The 16,448-nt window shown below is 50.9% G+C and carries 17 protein-coding genes and 1 pseudogene; 6 read left to right on the top strand and 12 right to left on the bottom strand.

Annotated elements, in window-relative coordinates; all coding sequences use genetic code 11:
• Window positions 1-5: 5 nt before the first annotated feature.
• Window positions 6-1,757 carry a biosynthetic-type acetolactate synthase large subunit gene (gene ilvB, locus C162_RS17925; protein ID WP_036696122.1) on the bottom strand — a complete coding sequence of 584 codons (1,752 nt, stop codon included), beginning with the start codon at window positions 1,755-1,757 and terminating at the stop codon, window positions 6-8.
• A 623-nt stretch (window positions 1,758-2,380) separates the two neighbouring features.
• Here ilvB and C162_RS17920 point away from each other — a divergent pair.
• Complete coding sequence (locus C162_RS17920) at window positions 2,381-2,827, top strand: GNAT family N-acetyltransferase (RefSeq protein WP_036696120.1); 447 nt, start codon at window positions 2,381-2,383, stop codon at window positions 2,825-2,827.
• A gap of 22 nt (window positions 2,828-2,849) precedes the next feature.
• Here C162_RS17920 and C162_RS17915 read toward each other — a convergent pair whose 3' ends face one another.
• The 5 genes from C162_RS17915 to C162_RS17895 form a co-directional block, all read right to left on the bottom strand.
• Window positions 2,850-3,218 carry a hypothetical protein gene (locus tag C162_RS17915; protein ID WP_036696179.1) on the bottom strand — a complete coding sequence of 123 codons (369 nt, stop codon included), beginning with the start codon at window positions 3,216-3,218 and terminating at the stop codon, window positions 2,850-2,852.
• Between the two features lie 186 nt (window positions 3,219-3,404).
• Complete coding sequence (locus C162_RS17910) at window positions 3,405-4,361, bottom strand: ABC transporter permease (RefSeq protein ID WP_036696117.1); 957 nt, start codon at window positions 4,359-4,361, stop codon at window positions 3,405-3,407.
• Window positions 4,362-5,438, bottom strand: coding sequence for an ABC transporter permease (locus C162_RS17905; protein ID WP_036696116.1), 1,077 nt, complete (start codon window positions 5,436-5,438; stop codon window positions 4,362-4,364).
• Window positions 5,431-6,969, bottom strand: coding sequence for an ABC transporter ATP-binding protein (locus C162_RS17900; protein WP_036696113.1), 1,539 nt, complete (start codon window positions 6,967-6,969; stop codon window positions 5,431-5,433). Before C162_RS17900 ends, C162_RS17905 begins: the two co-directional genes overlap by 8 nt.
• Window positions 6,970-7,147: 178 nt before the next feature.
• Entirely contained in the window at window positions 7,148-8,230 is a 1,083-nt protein-coding gene (locus C162_RS17895; protein ID WP_036696110.1) for a BMP family lipoprotein, read from the bottom strand.
• 308 nt (window positions 8,231-8,538) lie between these two features.
• Here C162_RS17895 and C162_RS17890 point away from each other — a divergent pair, with 308 nt between their 5' ends.
• A complete protein-coding gene (locus C162_RS17890) occupies window positions 8,539-9,081 on the top strand; it encodes an acyl-CoA thioesterase (protein ID WP_036696107.1) in 543 nt (180 codons plus the stop codon).
• Between the two features lie 84 nt (window positions 9,082-9,165).
• On the opposite strand, the gene rplT is transcribed toward C162_RS17890, so the two are convergent.
• The 4 genes from rplT to C162_RS17870 form a co-directional block, all read right to left on the bottom strand.
• A complete protein-coding gene (rplT, locus tag C162_RS17885; protein WP_036649386.1) occupies window positions 9,166-9,525 on the bottom strand; it encodes a 50S ribosomal protein L20 in 360 nt (119 codons plus the stop codon).
• Window positions 9,526-9,556: 31 nt separating this feature from the next.
• Complete coding sequence (gene rpmI / locus C162_RS17880) at window positions 9,557-9,757, bottom strand: 50S ribosomal protein L35 (protein ID WP_036696104.1); 201 nt, start codon at window positions 9,755-9,757, stop codon at window positions 9,557-9,559.
• Window positions 9,758-9,814: 57 nt separating this feature from the next.
• Window positions 9,815-10,312 carry a translation initiation factor IF-3 gene (infC, locus tag C162_RS17875; RefSeq protein WP_036696103.1) on the bottom strand — a complete coding sequence of 166 codons (498 nt, stop codon included), beginning with the start codon at window positions 10,310-10,312 and terminating at the stop codon, window positions 9,815-9,817.
• 284 nt (window positions 10,313-10,596) lie between these two features.
• On the bottom strand, window positions 10,597-11,838 hold the full coding sequence (locus tag C162_RS17870; protein WP_036696100.1) for a glycosyltransferase family 2 protein: 1,242 nt from the start codon (window positions 11,836-11,838) through the stop codon (window positions 10,597-10,599).
• 410 nt (window positions 11,839-12,248) lie between these two features.
• Between C162_RS17870 and C162_RS17865 the strand changes: the two genes are divergently transcribed.
• Both C162_RS17865 and C162_RS17860 read left to right on the top strand, forming a co-directional pair.
• Window positions 12,249-12,776, top strand: a complete 528-nt coding sequence (locus C162_RS17865) for a phosphatase PAP2 family protein (protein ID WP_036696099.1) — start codon at window positions 12,249-12,251, stop codon at window positions 12,774-12,776.
• Window positions 12,777-12,830: 54 nt separating this feature from the next.
• On the top strand, window positions 12,831-13,970 hold the full coding sequence (locus C162_RS17860; protein WP_036696097.1) for a UDP-N-acetylglucosamine--LPS N-acetylglucosamine transferase: 1,140 nt from the start codon (window positions 12,831-12,833) through the stop codon (window positions 13,968-13,970).
• Window positions 13,971-14,050: 80 nt separating this feature from the next.
• Here the strand turns inward: C162_RS17860 and trmB are convergent, their stop codons facing one another.
• Entirely contained in the window at window positions 14,051-14,767 is a 717-nt protein-coding gene (trmB, locus tag C162_RS17855) for a tRNA (guanosine(46)-N7)-methyltransferase TrmB (protein WP_036696096.1), read from the bottom strand.
• A 201-nt stretch (window positions 14,768-14,968) separates the two neighbouring features.
• Window positions 14,969-15,142 (bottom strand): hypothetical protein, encoded by a 174-nt coding sequence (locus tag C162_RS36645; RefSeq protein ID WP_179090500.1) that lies wholly within the window; start codon window positions 15,140-15,142, stop codon window positions 14,969-14,971.
• A gap of 246 nt (window positions 15,143-15,388) precedes the next feature.
• Here C162_RS36645 and C162_RS17850 point away from each other — a divergent pair, with 246 nt between their 5' ends.
• Together C162_RS17850 and C162_RS17845 are read left to right on the top strand one after the other, a co-directional pair.
• The gene (locus tag C162_RS17850) at window positions 15,389-16,345 is read left to right on the top strand and encodes a TIGR01212 family radical SAM protein (protein WP_036696094.1); all 957 of its coding nucleotides are present in this window, start codon (window positions 15,389-15,391) and stop codon (window positions 16,343-16,345) included.
• Window positions 16,345-16,448 (top strand): annotated as a pseudogene (locus C162_RS17845) (SAM-dependent methyltransferase); the annotation flags it as partial. The gene C162_RS17850 and the pseudogene C162_RS17845, both read left to right, overlap by 1 nt.

The following is a 16,448-nucleotide window of genomic DNA, read 5'->3' as shown; positions in this document are numbered from 1 at the left end:
CACTGTTATTCATCCCCCATCAGCATTTGATCAATGGTAGAGCCTTGAGTTACCATCGGGTAGACATTCTCATCCTTTGGAACAACGAATTCTACCAGGACGGGTCCAGGTGTTTCCATGGCTTCTTTCCAGGCCGCGCTGGCTTCTTCCTTGTTGGTTGCCCGCAGTCCCTTCACGCCGTAAGCTTCAGCCAGCTTTACAAAATCCGGACTTCCCGCGAGATCAGTATAGCTGTAACGCTTCTCATAGATCAGGTTCTGCCACTGGCGGACCATTCCGAGCACCTGATTGTTGATGACAACAATTTTGACCGGAATCTTATTGATCGCACAGATGGCAAGCTCCTGGGAACACATCTGCATTCCGCCGTCACCATTAATGGAGACTACGAGCCGCTGCGGATGGGCCATTTGCGCCCCAATCGCCGACGGGAAACCGAAGCCCATAGTTCCAAGGCCCCCCGAAGTAATCCATGAACGCGGATGGTTGAACTTGTAATATTGGGCAGCCCACATCTGATGCTGGCCTACGTCTGTAGTCACAATCGCTTCACCATTAGTGGTGTCATTAATCATCTGGATAACCCATTGCGGCTTCAGCTCTGTCTCCGAATCCTTGTAGCGATACGGCTGGTCCAGCTTCCACTGGGCAATCTGTGTTCTCCAGGCATCGGCCTTCGAGGCGCGCTTCACATCCGGGATCAGCATTTCCAGAACAGTCTTCACATCGCCGACAATGGGGATATCAGTTGCAACATTCTTGCCGATCTCGGCAGGATCAATATCAATATGCACGATCTTCGCTTTGGGAGCGAAGCCGTCCAGCTTGCCGGTTACGCGGTCATCGAACCGGGCACCGATGTTAATCAGCAGATCGCATTGCTGAATGGCATTATTGGCTGTGTACGTGCCGTGCATCCCCGGCATTCCCATCCATAACTCTTCGCCGCTCGGGTAACACCCCAAGCCCAGCAATGTAGTTGTAATTGGAATCTCCGTGCGTTTCACGAATTCATACATAGACTCATGCGCTCCAGAGTAGATGACTCCGCCGCCTGCAATAATAATCGGACGCTCCGCTGCATCGATAGCCTTCACCAGCTTATCCAGCTGCAGCTTATTGGGAACCGTGCGCGGATTGTAGCCGCGAAGGTTAACCCCCTGCTGTTCTGCCGGAGTGAACAATGTCATCGCCGCCGATACATCCTTTGGAATATCGATCAGTACCGGACCTTTACGTCCTGTATTGGCAATATGGAAGGCTTCATGAATAATCCGCGGCAGGTCCTCAACATCCCGTACCAGATAGCTGTGCTTCGTAATCGGCATCGTAATCCCGGTAATATCCGCTTCCTGGAAAGCATCTGTACCGATCAGGCTGGAAAATACGTTACCGGTGATCACTACCAGCGGCACGGAGTCCATAAACGCTGTAGCTATTCCAGTCACCAGATTGGTTGCTCCCGGACCTGAAGTGGCAATACATACGCCAACCTTACCGCTTGCTCTGGCATACCCGTCAGCCGCATGGATCGCTCCCTGCTCATGGCGGGTCAGAATATGGTTGAAATCATCGAATCCATAAAGCGCATCATAGATATAGAGTACAGCCCCGCCGGGGTATCCGAATACAGTATCTACACCTTCCAGTACAAGACTGCGCAGGAGGACTTCGGAACCCGAAACCACCTCTGGATTTTTCCATTTCTCACGTAACTGTTCTATCGACCGCACTTCTTCCGGTAATTGCGCGCTCATCAGTATTCCTCCCTTCGATCATTCACATGCATTATTTAGAGTGACAGGACGCCCTTATCAACAACCTTTAATATTAGCGAACAGGCCGTATTTTCTCCCTATTCAACAAAAAAACCTTTCGCCTCCCACGCGCAGAAGAAGCGCGTGAGGGACGAAAGGTTTAGCTTCCGTGGTACCACCCATGTTTGCATTACATCTCGCGATGAAATGCCTTATCAGGATACAAAAATCCATCGATGTAGGCAGGGCCCAAATCTTCGTAACCTGAAGTCCCTAACGCGGACCAAACGATTCCCCCTAATAATTCCACCGCTCTTGCTGATGGACCTTTCAGGAAAACAGCTCCGAGGTGAGCTCGTATATAAGGGATTCTGGTGGAGGTTGCAGCAATTCCTCTCACTCTCTGAACAAAAGAGCCCTTAAAACTTCGTCCTCATCATCGCCGATACATGTATGCTCGTTAAATGTTTAGACACATTATATGATTCCTCACACGGTTAGTCAATACCCCTTCGCAGGTTATACATTAAATTCTTCATAAAATCCTGTTCTATTCTTGCCGGAACGCCCACACCGCCCGGGGCATATGATGTACAACAATGCGTGGAAAGGGGGCAGTATTTATGATTCGTTACCGCAGACCCAGGCAGGATGACACGATTATTTATGACTTGATTGAAAAGCAGCTTGTCCCGTTATCTCATCTTCCGCAGACGATCATTAATCAGGTCAGGAAGGATCTGCCGCGCCGCCTGGGACAGGGAGTCACACTTGTTGCTTGTCCCGACTACGACAGCGATCCGCTGGGGTTCGTGCATTTTCTGCTGCATGGCGATCTGTTATACATTGATATGCTCGCTATTGCCCCGGGAGCAAGGCGTAAGCGCTACGGTAATATGCTTATGGATAGAGCGGAGCGGTTTGCACTATCCCGTGCATGCCATAGAGCGAAGGTCTCTGTAGATACCGGAAATACCGCCGGTTTGGCTTTTTATGAAAAACTGGGCTACAGCGTAGCCCGTTATCAACCGCAAAATTACTGTTATGAGCTTGAAAAGCAGTTCCGCTGATGGAGCAGGCAAGCTCTATGGCTTAAAAAAATCCAATCGGCGGAATGCCATAACCAGGACCTGGACCGTAGCCGCCATATGGACCAGGAACAGGGCCAGGGCCAGGTCCATGGCCATAACCGTAACCGCCCCCATACGGGTTACCACCGTAGCCTCCGCCATAACCCCCGCCGTAAGCGTAAGGGGCCGTACCGATGGCCAGCAAATCAAACAACACGAGCGGAATCAGTGCCTTGGTTTGTACTTTTTTACCACTGATGCGCTGCAGGATTAACCGGTTGCCTGAGATGCGGACCAGTTTGCCCGTCACTCTGGACCCGTCTTTTTTTACCGCCACGATATGTTTACCTATCAGTTTGATCACCTGTTGTTTCGTTACCGGGTGTGCCATAATATCCCTCCTATATTTGTTTCTTAACAGTCTATTCGCCTCACCCGGTAATTGCCTGTACATCCGCCCGCCTCCGGACTGGAAGTATCCGCAGCAGCAGCCTGCATATTTGCAAAAAGAGCGCATTCCCGGAATCCGGAAATGCGCTCTGTCTGTAATGCACTAGAAATGGTATTGCTGATCACCCTAGCGTTTGCTCGGGTCGTAAGGCTCACCAAGCGCCTTAGGTGCCGAGGAGCGGCCTACTGCACTCACCAGAACAATAATGGTTAGCACATAAGGAATCATGAAGATGAACTCCTGCGGAATGCTCTTGGACCATTCAAACAATTGTACATAGTTGCGGATCGCCTGAGAGAAGCCGAAGAATACAGCTGCCCCGAATGCACCAAGCGGGTTCCACTTTCCGAAGATCATCGCCGCAATGGCAATGAAGCCTTGGCCCGAGATCGTATTGTGGGCAAACGTACCGGTAGTGGTCAACGTAATGGTAGCTCCGCCGATACCCGCCAGAAGTCCGCTCAGCATGACACCGATATATCTCATCTTGTTAACGTTGACCCCCAGGGTGTCAGCCGCACTCGGATGTTCTCCGACTGCGCGCAGACGAAGCCCAAACGGAGTTTTGAACAGGATGAAATAAATGACAATGACTAAGATAATCGCCAGATAAGTGGTTGGATAGGAGTTAAATATCCCCTCTCCGATGACCGGAATCTTGGAGAGGCCAGGAATAGCCACTTTGCTGAAGCCGTCGATCAGTGGAGTTTCGCCTGATCCTTCGAAGAACAGCTTAACCATGTAGAGCGTGCTGCCTGCAGCCAGGAAGTTAATAACCGTACCACTTATCGTCTGATCCGCCTTGAAGGTAATCGCAGCCACAGCATGGATCAGTGAACCGATTATGCCTACAGCCATGGCACAAAGCACACCAACCCAAGGAGCCCATTCGCCCATACCTGCATCTTGAGCATAATAACCGCCTACGGCAGCTGCAAAGGCACCAAACATCATTAAGCCTTCAAGTCCGATGTTCACGACACCGGATCGTTCAGAGAAGATGCCACCGAGGGAGGCAAATATTAGCGCTGTGGAAAAAACAAGCGTCGTATTGAGCAGTTGGCCTAAGACTACGAAGTCCATCTATAACACCTTCTCTTTCTTGCGCTTGAAGTAAAACGGTTTGAGCACCCAGCGTACAATGCCTTGCGCAGCAATGAAGAATATAATCGAACCGATTACAATACGGATCAGCTCCGGCGGCACATCCGCACCAAAGCTCATCCCTGCCGAGCCGTACGTCAGCGTGCCGTATAGAATGGCAGCAAGAATGACACCCAGCGGATGGGTCAGTCCGAGCAAGGCAACAGCGATACCGTCGAATCCATAACCAGGTGAAGCTGCGAATACCGATTGATAATGGAATACGCCCAGCACTTCACCGGCGCCTGCGAGGCCTGCGAACACGCCGCTGATGAACATGGCCTTCACCACATTGCGTCCGACATTCATTCCCGCATATTCGGCAGCATGCGGATTTAAGCCTACTGCACGCATTTCGTAACCCTGCTTGGTCTTCCACAGATAGACATAGAAGAAGGTGGCTGCCGCCAGGGCAATCACAGTTCCCCAGTGCAAGCGGGCATTATCAAAGGTGGAGAAGAGGAAGGTCATGGAGAGAGAAGCCGGATTATCCTCCGACCGGTTCTGCCCTTGGAGAAGCAGGAAGGTCCGGACAATATAATTCGACAGGAAGAGCGCAATCCAGTTCAACATGATCGTTGTAATAACTTCATTAATTCCGCGCTTGGCCTTCAGATATCCGGCAATACCGGCCCATAGCCCGCCGCATACAGCAGCCGCTATGACCGCAAGCGGGACTAACAGGAAGCTCGGTAATACCCCGCCAAGCTTAATGCCGACAACAGATGCAGCCGTCATCCCGATCATGACCTGTCCGTCCGCACCGATGTTAAACATCCCTGAACGGAAGGCAAAGGCTACGGCCAGACCCGTAAGCATCAGCGGAGTCATCTCGCGGATCGCCTCACCGAAATCGTACGGGCTGCCGAACACACGCTTGAACAGCGCAGAGTAGGCTGCGATAGGATCGTAACCGCCAAACAGCATGACAATAGCACCCACCAGGAAGCCCATTAGAATCGCTACAAGCGGAACGATATAGACGTCTGTTGCGAATATTTTCCGGAGTCTAGACATCCGCATGACCTCCCCGCTTCAAACTGCCCGCCATCATCAGACCCAGTTCCTGGTCATTCGTATCCTGCGGGAATACTTCTCCGACAATCTGGCCTTCATAAATAACGGCAATCCGGTCAGACACATTCATGATTTCATCCAATTCAAAAGAAATAAGCAACACAGCCTTGCCTTGGTCCCGCTGGGCAATAAGCTGCTTTTGTACAAATTCAATCGCCCCGACATCCAGACCGCGTGTTGGCTGTGCGGCAATCAGAAGAGTCGGATTCTTGTCTATTTCCCGCGCAATAATCGCTTTTTGTTGATTACCGCCGGATAAGGAGCGGGCTTTGTTCTCTATGGACGGTGTACGCACATCGAACTGCCTTACCAGGTCTTCAGCATGCTTGTTAATCACATCTGTGTTCAAGAATCCGTTCTGGTTATATGGACTCTTATAATACGTCTCCAGAACCATGTTCTCACTCACAGTGAAGTCGAGCACCAGACCATGCTTGTGACGGTCCTCCGGAATATGGGAGACATTCATTTCAGATACCTTACGCGGTGACAGATTAGCAATCTCCTTGCCGGAGACCTGGATCGAACCCGAGTCAATCTTGCGCAGCCCGGTAATGGCCTGAATCAGCTCACTCTGGCCGTTACCGTCCACTCCGGCGATTCCGAGTATCTCCCCTGCCTTCACTTCGAAGCTCAGGCCATTCAGCACAGGCACGCCATCCTTGCTCTTGCTGCTCACATTAGACAGCTTCAGGATGCTCTCGCCAATGTGAGGTGTCTGCTTGTCCACTTTGAACGTAACCCCGCGTCCGACCATCTTCTCAGCCAGCTCATTAGGATTGGTCTCGGAGGTCTTCACAGTATCAATTACCTTGCCGCGCCGGATAATGGTGACACGGTCGGAGATCTGCATAATTTCCTTCAGCTTATGCGTGATCAGGATAATGGATTTACCTTCAGCAACGAGCCGCTTCATAATCGCCATCAGTTCCGTAATTTCCTGCGGCGTAAGTACAGCGGTAGGCTCGTCGAATATAAGTATATCCGCTCCGCGGTACAGGGTTTTCATAATTTCTACCCGTTGCTGCATGCCTACCGAAATGTCATGAATTTTGGCATTTGGATTGACTTGGAGCCCGTACTGCTCAGATAGCTTACGAACCTGCTCCGCAGCGGATTTATAGTCAATTTTAAGACCTTTCTTCGGTTCCATACCCAAAACAATGTTCTCGGTGACCGTAAAAGGATCAACAAGCTTGAAATGCTGGTGAACCATACCAATGCCAAGCTCAATAGCTTTATTGGGGTTATCAATAATAACCGGTTTCCCGTCGATTTCGATGCTGCCTTCATCGGGCTGGTACAGTCCGAATACGATATTCATTAAGGTTGATTTGCCTGCCCCGTTCTCACCAAGCAGCGCATGGATCTCCCCTTTTTCCAGCGTCAGACTAATAGAGTCGTTCGCAACGATACCGGGAAAGCGTTTTGTGATTTGCTTCAACTCTACGACAGGAGCCGCAGCACTCATGGAATCACCCTCATCACAGAATAGATATAATATTGCCTTCAAGACACGGCTGTACCGCCCCACACAAGGACGGTACAGTTGTGATTGTCTATAACAGATGCTGACAGAGAACAAGGCCAGTACTTGAACCGGCCCTGCTTCGTCGTTATGTTAAATCGGGTAAAGCTGAAGCAATGAATTACTCGGCAGGAACAACGATTGTTCCATCAATTATTTGCTTGCTGTATTCGTCAACCTTAGCCAGAATATCTGCGCTAACGTTAGCTTTGGATGTTTCAGGAAGGCCTACACCGTTGTCTTTCAGACTAAGAACAGTTGTAGTACCGCCTTTGAAAGTACCATCAACAACCTGCTGGGAAACCTTCTTAACCGCTTCGTCAACACGTTTGATCATGGAAGTCAGCGTTACATCATCACCGAATTCCAGGGATTGGTCTTTGTCAACGCCGATAACCCATACTTTGGAACCGCCGGCTTTGTTGCGGGACTTCGCTTCGTTAAATACGCCGTTGCCTGTTGCGCCTGCAGCAGGGAAGATGATGTCATTGCCATCATTATACAGGGTAGCTGCCAAGGATTTACCAGTATCAGGCTTGTCATACGCACCTGCATAAGTGATTTTCACAGTTGCATTAGGGTTAACCGCTTCTACGCCGGCTTTGAAGCCCACTTCGAAACGTTTGATAACCGGGCTTTCCATACCGCCGATGAAGCCTACTTTGTTGGTTTTGGTTGTCAGACCTGCAACTACACCTACCAGGAAGGAGCCTTCGTTCTCGGCAAAGGTTACAGATTCAACGTTAGGGGCATCTACTACACTGTCGATGATCGCAAGGTTAGCATTCGGGTTCTCTTTGGCAACCTTCAGCACTGCATCGCCAAGGTCGAAGCCGATTCCCCAAGTCAGGTCATAGCCGCCTTTAACGAACTGGTTAAGGTTAGGCTCATAATCTGCATTGGATTTACTCTGCAGGTATTTGATCTCAGCGCCAAATTCCTTCTCCATAGCCTGCAGTGCTTCCCAAGAAGACTGGTTAAAGGACTTATCGTTAACTCCGCCTACGTCAGTTACAAGGCCCAGCTTGACAGCCTTAGGAGCCTCGGTTGGTGCCGGTGCTTCTGTTGCAGCTGCGTCTGTTGGTGCATTAGTTGATGTTCCAGCATTGGAGCCGGAGTTAGCGCTGTTATTGTTACCGCATCCTGCCAGAATGACAGTGAAGGCCATAACCATAACCAAAGATAGTTGGTAAAACTTCTTCATCGAAAGTGATCCCCCTTAGTAAATTGGATGTCTTCTGTGTTCTGCTTTGGACATACCATTAGTACAAATTATACCTGCAAAAAAAGCTAAAATCCAGTCTATTAATGACCTCAGGTCAATAATAATTTGCATTTTTCAACAAGAAATCGCTTACCTTGACACGATATGTCACTTTTATGTCTGTTATGTGTTAGAAAACCTAAAAATGTAGCTTATGGCTCCAAGTGCATTAACATTATTATTGCACAGGGAAGGCTTTTCTATTATCATGTATGATTACATCTTGTACGCAAAGGGAGTTACTGAAAATGGAACAAGAACACACACCACAAGCTGCACCCGACTTCAAATACTGTCACGAATCCCGCGTATTCAAAACCGGCCGTGTCTTCCCCAATGATGTGAACAATCACAAGACACTGTTCGGCGGCAAGCTGATGAGCACCATTGATGAAGTGGCCTCCATCTCGGCTATGCGCCACTGCCGGGTCAACGTGGTAACAGCCTCCGCTGACTCTGTAGACTTCCTCCTGCCGATCCGGCCGACGGACTCCGTCTGCTTCGAATCCTTTGTCTCCTGGACGGGCCGCACCAGCATCGAGGTATTCGTCAAGATTATCTCTGAGAATCTCTATACAGGCGAACGCGCCGTTGCCGCTACTTCCTTCTTGACCTTCGTAGCCATGAATGAAGACGGCACTACAGCCCCTGTTCCGGCCATCGTGGCCCAGACCGACGAAGAGAAGTTGATCTGCCAGTCTGCGGACGAGCGGTCCGCCTTGCGCAAGCTGAGACGCTCCAGCAGCAAGAAGCTCGCTTCGCTGCTCAGCACTACGAAATACTGGGAATAGCTGTCCATCCTGCGGTTCCCACCGCGCAAAAAAGCACCGTCACACGGGAGAACCCGCAGGCGGTGCTTTTCGATTTATATCGTCTTACGCGTTGATCTTCTCTTTGGCAACTACAGCCAGGGAGTTGAAGGCGTTCAGATCGTTCACTGCCAGATCAGCCAGCATCTTACGGTTCACTTCTACACCAGCCAATTTCAGGCCGTATACAAGCTTGCTGTAAGACAGACCGTTCAAACGGGCTGCAGCATTAATACGAACGATCCACAGTCTGCGGAAGTTACGTTTAGTCTGACGACGGTCACGGTATGCGTAAACCATCGATTTCATTACTTGCTCTTTAGCTGTTTTGAAAATGCGGTGCTTGGAACCGAAGTAACCCTTTGCCAGCTTCAATACTTTTTTATGTCTACGACGAACTACAAATCCGCCTTTAACTCTTGCCATATTAATAAACCTCCCAAAAATGTGTGATTAACTATTTCAAGTTAGCGAGTCCTTGTTTCAAACGTCTTACATCCCCAGGGGCCATTACCGGATTGCCGTTCAATACGCGTTTTGCACGTTTCGATTTGTGGGACAGCAAGTGGTTCTTGTGAGCTTTGTAACGCAATACTTTACCAGTTCCAGTGATCTTGAAGCGGCCTTTCAGGCTGCTATGTGTTTTCATTTTAGGCATGGTGTTTCCTCCTTGAATATTATGCGGCGCCAGATTGCTATGCAAGTGACTCCATGATTATTGGGGCTTCGGAGCCAGAATCATAATCATGCTGCGGCCTTCCAGCTTAGGCTGGCGCTCTACAACAGCAATTTCTTCTACTTCGCTCTTCACGCGCTCCAGGATCTTCTGGCCGATACTAGCGTGGGTAATCTCACGGCCGCGGAAACGGACGGAGCACTTCACTTTATCGCCTTCACCCAGGAACTTGATTACATTGCGGAACTTGGTCTGATAATCATGTTCCTCAATGTTTGCACGGAACCAGACTTCCTTGAGATCCACGATCTTCTGGTTCTTACGGGCTTCTTTCTCTTTCTTCTGCGTTTCATAACGGAACTTGCCGTAATCCATGATGCGGCATACCGGCGGCTTCGCCTGCGGTGCTACGTTGACTAAATCCAGATTAAGATCGATCGCCATTTGTAACGCCTCGCGGATCGGCTTGATCCCGATTTGTTCACCCTCTGCTCCGACCAGCCGAACCTCTTTGGCACGAATTTCATCATTGATCATATGTTCCTTACTGATAATCCTCCACCTCCGAATAATTTTCAGATAATATATTACGGTTCTCCATAAAAAAGGGATGCCGGTAATTCCCCGACACCCCGTTTGATCAACGTTCATGAATTGTAACCATTCATAAAGCATTGAGATCAAAACCAGCAGGCTGTTAGCCAGTCAGGTGAGAAGCCGGTGCTTCTGCTTGCAATCCCTATGTTTTGCACACTTGAATACTATACATCATCAGACCGAAGGTGTCAACACTTTCGGAAATTATTAATTTACAGTGCGAATTATGAAACCTGCTTGCTCTGTACTTCTTCCAGCCGGACTACGCGCGTATGTTTGGTATGACTCCACTGCTTGTTGTTCTGCGTGAAGAACGCATAGAACGTAATGGGATACCACGAGAGCAGATAGACCGGGAATACCAGCAGGTACAGATAGACCTTCTTGAACTTCACCCGCTCCAGCGCCATAGCCAGCAGGAAGGTCAGAATGTTCGCCCCAACCGCAAAGTACCCGAGCCACAGTGGCAGATGTCCGTAAATATTCGCAATATGCGGACCGTCGAACACAGCATTATCCACAAACATTACGGCAGTCATCAGGAACGTAAGCAACACAATGTATACGTTCGCTCCGTACAGTGCCAGGTCGAACTTCGTCAGGCTGCGCTCCTTGATCCCCTGCCACAGCAGCGGGAAGAAGTAACGGCGGGCCACGGTGAAATGACCCTGCATCCAGCGCAGACGCTGTCTGGAGGAAGCCTTGAAGGTAAGCGGCTTCTCATCGAATACTTTGGCATCATAATTAAATCTTGGATATACGCCTTTGGAGGCGCTGCGCATGGTGAACTCCAAATCCTCCACCAGACTGGTTGCGCCCCAGCCCATTTCCTTCAGCAGGTTCGTCTCGAAGCACATGCCTGTTCCGCCGAGGAAGTTAGCCATCTTCAGATTATGGCGCGACAGCTGCCACAGCCGGTTGATGTACCAATAGGATACGCCGTAAGCAGCCGTGATCCACGAATCCTCCGGGTTCTTCGTATCGATGTACCCTTGAATGACCTGTCCGCCTGAACACAGATCGTTGTTCATCTCTGTCAGGAACTCTGTATGTGCAAGGTTGTCGGCATCGAACATGACAACAGCGTCATACTGGCGCGGCAGCGCCCACAGTTCCTTCAGCATCCACTCGATAGCATAGCCTTTACCGCGCAGGTTACTGTTGGTACGTACACAGGCATTCATGCCGTGCTCCCGTACAATCGCAGCTGTATTATCCGTGCAATTGTCACAGATGACAAATACATCGTACAGTTCCTGGGGATAATTAAGCTGCTTCAGGTTTTCCATCAGGGCGCCGACCACTTCTTCTTCGTTATGCGCGGCAACCAGCACGGCAAATGACTTCTGCGGCGCATGCTTAACCTTATTCTTCTTCTTGCGCAGTCCAAACAGTGAGAATGCAAACTGATAAACTGCAATTGCCGCCAAGATCACTTGGAGCGAAACAAATAATGCGTCTGTCATGATCTTTTGATGCCCCCTTTTTCCAAGTCTAGATGTTCTTTCTCTCTCTGGCTTGTTAACGTTCTATCTGACCCTTTTGTTGCATCCCTTACTGTAGACTTAGGAATTTCCCCTTAGTTTCGGGCAGGATTCCGATTTTGTTATGTCACGTTACACAAGATATGAATATGGATTCCAGTGTACTGGCTGGCTCCTTATTTCTCTGTTACCTTATAAACGCGATCTTCCTGCTTGAATCATTGTAGTCGCTTTGGGGCTCCCAAGTCAAAAGAGACATTTTTCGAGCGGACCTGAGCTTTTTCTTGAACGGGCTACCTTAAAAAAGTATGATAAAGACAGCTTCAGGCCGTGAAATCTGCTGCTTAAGCTGCGCCAGAACTCTTTTAGCCGGACTATCGGAGGGACATGATATGAGACCTTTATTCAAGAAACTGCATCTCCTGGAGCAGCGGGTGTTTCAATGGATTAACGGACGGATGCATAATCCGTTTCTGAACTTCTGGCTCTTCTACCTCACTCATCTCGGAGGTGCAACAAGTGCGATCGGTATCAATCTTCTGGTCTGGGCAGTATGCCCGCAGCCATGGAGAACTACAGGACTGCAAGCGCTGGCCGCGCTGGCGATAAGCCATGTGCCCGTCGCTATCGCCAAAAAGCTCTACCCGCGCCTGCGGCCTTATCTGGCCCTGCCGGACACCAATACGTTCCGTAATCCGCTTAAGGATCATTCTTTTCCTTCAGGCCATACGACCGCTATCTTCGCCTCAACGGTTCCTTATATGATAGCCTACCCTGTCCTGACTGCGGTTCTGCTTCCTCTGGCCTGCACAGTCGGCTTCTCCCGGATCTACCTCGGGCTGCATTATCCGTCTGATGTCCTGGCTGGAGCGGTCATTGGGTCTGGAGTCGCAGCCGGTACGCTTGCCCTCTGGATATGATGCCTGAGGGGCGTCCGGCTAGTGAATACCTCTAGGGAACAGGTGAACTATACATTGCGCAAAAAAAGAATATTATTGCTGTCGGAGGGCTTCGGTGCCGGGCATACCCAGGCTGCATATGCGCTGTCGAGCAGCCTGCGGAAGCTGTCTCCGGAGGTGCAGACCAAGGTGCTGGAGCTGGGAAGCTTCCTGAATCCCAAGGTGGCCCCGCTCATTGTCTCGGCCTACCGCAAGACGGTCACCTCCCAGCCCCGGCTGATGGGCTACGTGTACCGTCACCAGAAATCATTCAATCGTCTTACCACACTTGCCCTGCACCACTTGTTTTATACGCATGCCCAAAATATTGTAAAGCAGCTGAAGCCGGACATTATCGTCTGTACCCACTTCATTCCCGGCGCTGTTATCTCACGCCTGAAGCGGCTTCATCCGTCGCTGAAGGCCCCGCTGATTACGGTTATTACGGATTATGACGCCCATGCCAGCTGGATCAGCCCGCAGGTGGACCGCTATCTGGTATCCACCCCTGAGGTCAAGGCGAAGCTGCGCCGCCGCGGCGTTGCCGCCTTCAAGATCCGGGTAACCGGCATCCCGGTGCACCCGAACTTCTGGGAGCAGCACGGCCGGGAAGACATTCAAGAGCAGTTCAAGCTGCAGCGTATTCCGACGGTCATGGTCATGGGTGGTGGATGGGGCATGATGAACGACGAAGTAGTGAACGCAGCTCTCGCCGGATGGCGGGACAAGGTGCAGATTGTGTTCTGCCTCGGCCAGAATGACAAGCTGTTGCAGCTGATGAAGCAAGATACGCGGTTCAGGCACCCTAACATCCGGCTGCTGGGCTTCACCCGGGAGATTGACAAGCTGATGGAGGTATCCGACCTGCTGGTGACCAAGCCGGGCGGCATGACCTGCAGCGAAGGCTTGGCCAAGGGCATTCCAATGCTCTTCCACTCTCCCCTGCCGGGCCAGGAAGAAGAGAACTGCCGGTACTTCACTGCCGCCGGCTTGGGGGAGCCGATCAGCTCCCTCGAAGTAGTTGACCGGTGGATGGAGCGGCTGCTGAATGATTATGGGAATGTCCGTGCGGCGCGCAAGGCTCATCTGGAGGCCATCTCCAGGTACAACCCGCTGCAAAGCGCCCAAAGCATTATTGATATGCTGGATAAACCGCGCGCAGAACAGGGAAAGTAGAGAACTCAAGTTAGAACGCAAAAGGCAGTCCGGTATGAACGAACCGGACTGCCTTTTGCTGTAATAACCGGTAATGCAGTCTAGAGCCGGTACTTGTCCAGACGGGTGGCCTGATATTGCTTCAGCGCCTCATCTCCGACAATCGCCTCGCAGCGGTGAATGTTCACGCCGCGTCCATAGAACTTGGTCTCGTATTCGGTCATTACATTCTCTTCGTTGATCACGCCGCCCTCATGCAGGTCAAGGGAAATATTCTTCATCTGCAGACCGTAGTCCGCAAAGGCATTAAGCGAGAATTCAAACAGGCTGCGGGAATCCGTCTTCAAATGGATTTCGCCGAGCGGACTGAGCAGTCCGCGGTATTTATCAAGAAAACGCGGATGCGTCAGACGGCGGCGGGCATGCTTGCTTTTCGGCCAGGGATCACTGAAGTTGAGATAGATCCGTTCCAGCTCCCCCGGAGCAAACACTTCCTCTGCGTAATCGATATTGGCCAGCGCCACTCTCACGTTCGGCGGTGTCTCTTCGCCTGCCGGCTCCCATACATTCCGGGCCTTCTCGGCTGCGCGCCGTACCAGCTCGTCATACATATCTACGCCGATGAAATTAATCTCCGGGTATTTGAAGCTCATTTGACTGATAAACTGCCCCTTGCCCATTCCGAATTCCACATGAATCGGATGGTCATTGCCGAACAATTCGGACCAGCGCCCCTTCAGGCTGCGTGGTTCCAGGATGACCAGATCGGTCTGCTCCTCAAGACTTTCACGTATTCCTTTTCTTCCGCGTAAACGCATAGGTATTCCTCCGCTTATCTCTTATTGCCTTATCTGTGAATAGGATAAATGCCACTTGCAATATTGTGCCGAACTTACCGGCAAAAGTAAAGGGATTTCAACAAAAGAAAAGGAACCTCCATCCCGCCCCTGCTTGGACTGGTCGAAAGTTCCGTGCGTCTTGTATCTGCATTACCGGCCCGCCGTTCAGCGGACTGCCATTTATTTATCGAACTCGAAGGTCTTCTCGAACGCATTGCGGATCTTCCGCTGCGCTTCTGTCTTGATCTTGTGGTTGCCGTTGAATTCTACGCCTGTCAGGGCGAGAGCTTCATCGGGAGTCAGCTGCACATCAATCGAACCTTTGTTATCAGCAAATACCGTTGGAGAATTCATCGTTATCACCTCTAAGGTTTAGTATGGACCGGACGACACGAAATTATGAATTCAAGCAGATGATTGTGGTTGCTGCAGCGGCTTTTTTAACACTTTAAATATAACATAATGTGTAAGCATTTTCAAGCCAATTCGCGGTAAATCACAGCCTATTCTCAGCTTTTTTTTCGGCGGAATTCCGGGAGGGATTGTTACGTTCATCACGGATTTTTGATACAATGGGAAGGTTAACGAAAGGAGCTGCACATGTCTAATCTTCAACAAGCCTCCTCTCCGCTTCTGTGGGGGGATAAACGGTTCCATACCTGGAACTACGAAATGCGCGGGCAGATGGATACCAAGGTGTTCAAGGTCATGCTCGATGCGGGCTTCACCTGTCCGAACCGTGACGGTTCCATCGCCAAAGGAGGCTGTACGTTCTGCAGTGCCAGAGGGTCAGGCGATTTCGCCGGAAGCCGACGGGATGATCTGGTCACCCAGTTCAACCATATCCGCGACCGCCAGCATCAGAAATGGCCGAATGCCAAATATATCGGCTACTTCCAGGCCTATACCAATACGTATGCTCCAGTCGAGGAGCTAAGGGAATATTATGAAGTCATTCTGCAGCAGCCCGGGGTTGTCGGCCTAGCCATAGCCACCCGCCCGGACTGCCTCCCGGATGATGTAGTGGAGTATCTCGCGGAGCTGAACCAGCGCACCTATCTATGGGTGGAGATGGGGCTTCAGACCATTCATCAGTCCACTTCGGATCTGATTAACCGCGCACATGATACCGCCTGCTATACTGAAGCTGTTGCCAAGCTCCGCCGTCACGGCATCCGGGTGTGTACTCACATCATTCACGGGCTGCCTCAGGAAACACATGAGATGATGCTGGAGACTGTAGCTGCTGTAGCCAATATGGGGGTTCAGGGAATCAAAATTCACCTGCTTCACCTCATGCGCAAAACGCCGATGGTGAAGCAGTACGAAGCCGGGCTGCTGAGATTCCTGGAGCAGGATGAATATGTGAAGCTCATCGCCGATTCGCTGGAAATTCTGCCGCCGGACATGATCGTCCACCGGCTGACTGGTGATGCCCCGCGCGATGCCCTGATCGGCCCGATGTGGAGCCTCAAGAAATGGGAAGTGCTGAATGCCATTGACCAGGAACTGGTTGCCAGGGACACCTGGCAGGGTAAGTACTGGAGGAAGGGCTGATGGGCTTCCTGTCTGTCCTTAGCTTCGCCCATAAGCTGACCGCTGAGCGGCTCTCGACGGGCGGACTGGCTATAGACGCCACCGTGGGAACCGGCGCCGACAC

This window comes from Paenibacillus sp. FSL R7-269, assembly GCF_000517865.1.
In the GTDB taxonomy this organism is placed as follows: Bacteria; Bacillota; Bacilli; order Paenibacillales; family Paenibacillaceae; genus Paenibacillus_AQ.
The sequence above is the reverse complement of the archived record's forward strand: the minus strand, read 5'-3'. Positions and strand labels throughout refer to the sequence as shown.

Excerpts from the sequence above, each read along its gene's own strand:
- ilvB (WP_036696122.1), bottom strand. The coding sequence starts at position 1,757 with ATGAGCGCGCAATTACCGGAAGAAGTGCGGTCGATAGAACAGTTACGT.
- C162_RS17920 (WP_036696120.1), top strand. The coding sequence starts at position 2,381 with ATGATTCGTTACCGCAGACCCAGGCAGGATGACACGATTATTTATGAC.
- C162_RS17915 (WP_036696179.1), bottom strand. The coding sequence starts at position 3,218 with ATGGCACACCCGGTAACGAAACAACAGGTGATCAAACTGATAGGTAAA.
- C162_RS17910 (WP_036696117.1), bottom strand. The coding sequence starts at position 4,361 with ATGGACTTCGTAGTCTTAGGCCAACTGCTCAATACGACGCTTGTTTTT.
- C162_RS17905 (WP_036696116.1), bottom strand. The coding sequence starts at position 5,438 with ATGTCTAGACTCCGGAAAATATTCGCAACAGACGTCTATATCGTTCCG.
- C162_RS17900 (WP_036696113.1), bottom strand. The coding sequence starts at position 6,969 with ATGAGTGCTGCGGCTCCTGTCGTAGAGTTGAAGCAAATCACAAAACGC.
- C162_RS17895 (WP_036696110.1), bottom strand. The coding sequence starts at position 8,230 with ATGAAGAAGTTTTACCAACTATCTTTGGTTATGGTTATGGCCTTCACT.
- C162_RS17890 (WP_036696107.1), top strand. The coding sequence starts at position 8,539 with ATGGAACAAGAACACACACCACAAGCTGCACCCGACTTCAAATACTGT.
- rplT (WP_036649386.1), bottom strand. The coding sequence starts at position 9,525 with ATGGCAAGAGTTAAAGGCGGATTTGTAGTTCGTCGTAGACATAAAAAA.
- rpmI (WP_036696104.1), bottom strand. The coding sequence starts at position 9,757 with ATGCCTAAAATGAAAACACATAGCAGCCTGAAAGGCCGCTTCAAGATC.
- infC (WP_036696103.1), bottom strand. The coding sequence starts at position 10,312 with ATGATCAATGATGAAATTCGTGCCAAAGAGGTTCGGCTGGTCGGAGCA.
- C162_RS17870 (WP_036696100.1), bottom strand. The coding sequence starts at position 11,838 with ATGACAGACGCATTATTTGTTTCGCTCCAAGTGATCTTGGCGGCAATT.
- C162_RS17865 (WP_036696099.1), top strand. The coding sequence starts at position 12,249 with ATGAGACCTTTATTCAAGAAACTGCATCTCCTGGAGCAGCGGGTGTTT.
- trmB (WP_036696096.1), bottom strand. The coding sequence starts at position 14,767 with ATGCGTTTACGCGGAAGAAAAGGAATACGTGAAAGTCTTGAGGAGCAG.
- C162_RS36645 (WP_179090500.1), bottom strand. The coding sequence starts at position 15,142 with ATGAATTCTCCAACGGTATTTGCTGATAACAAAGGTTCGATTGATGTG.
- C162_RS17850 (WP_036696094.1), top strand. The coding sequence starts at position 15,389 with ATGTCTAATCTTCAACAAGCCTCCTCTCCGCTTCTGTGGGGGGATAAA.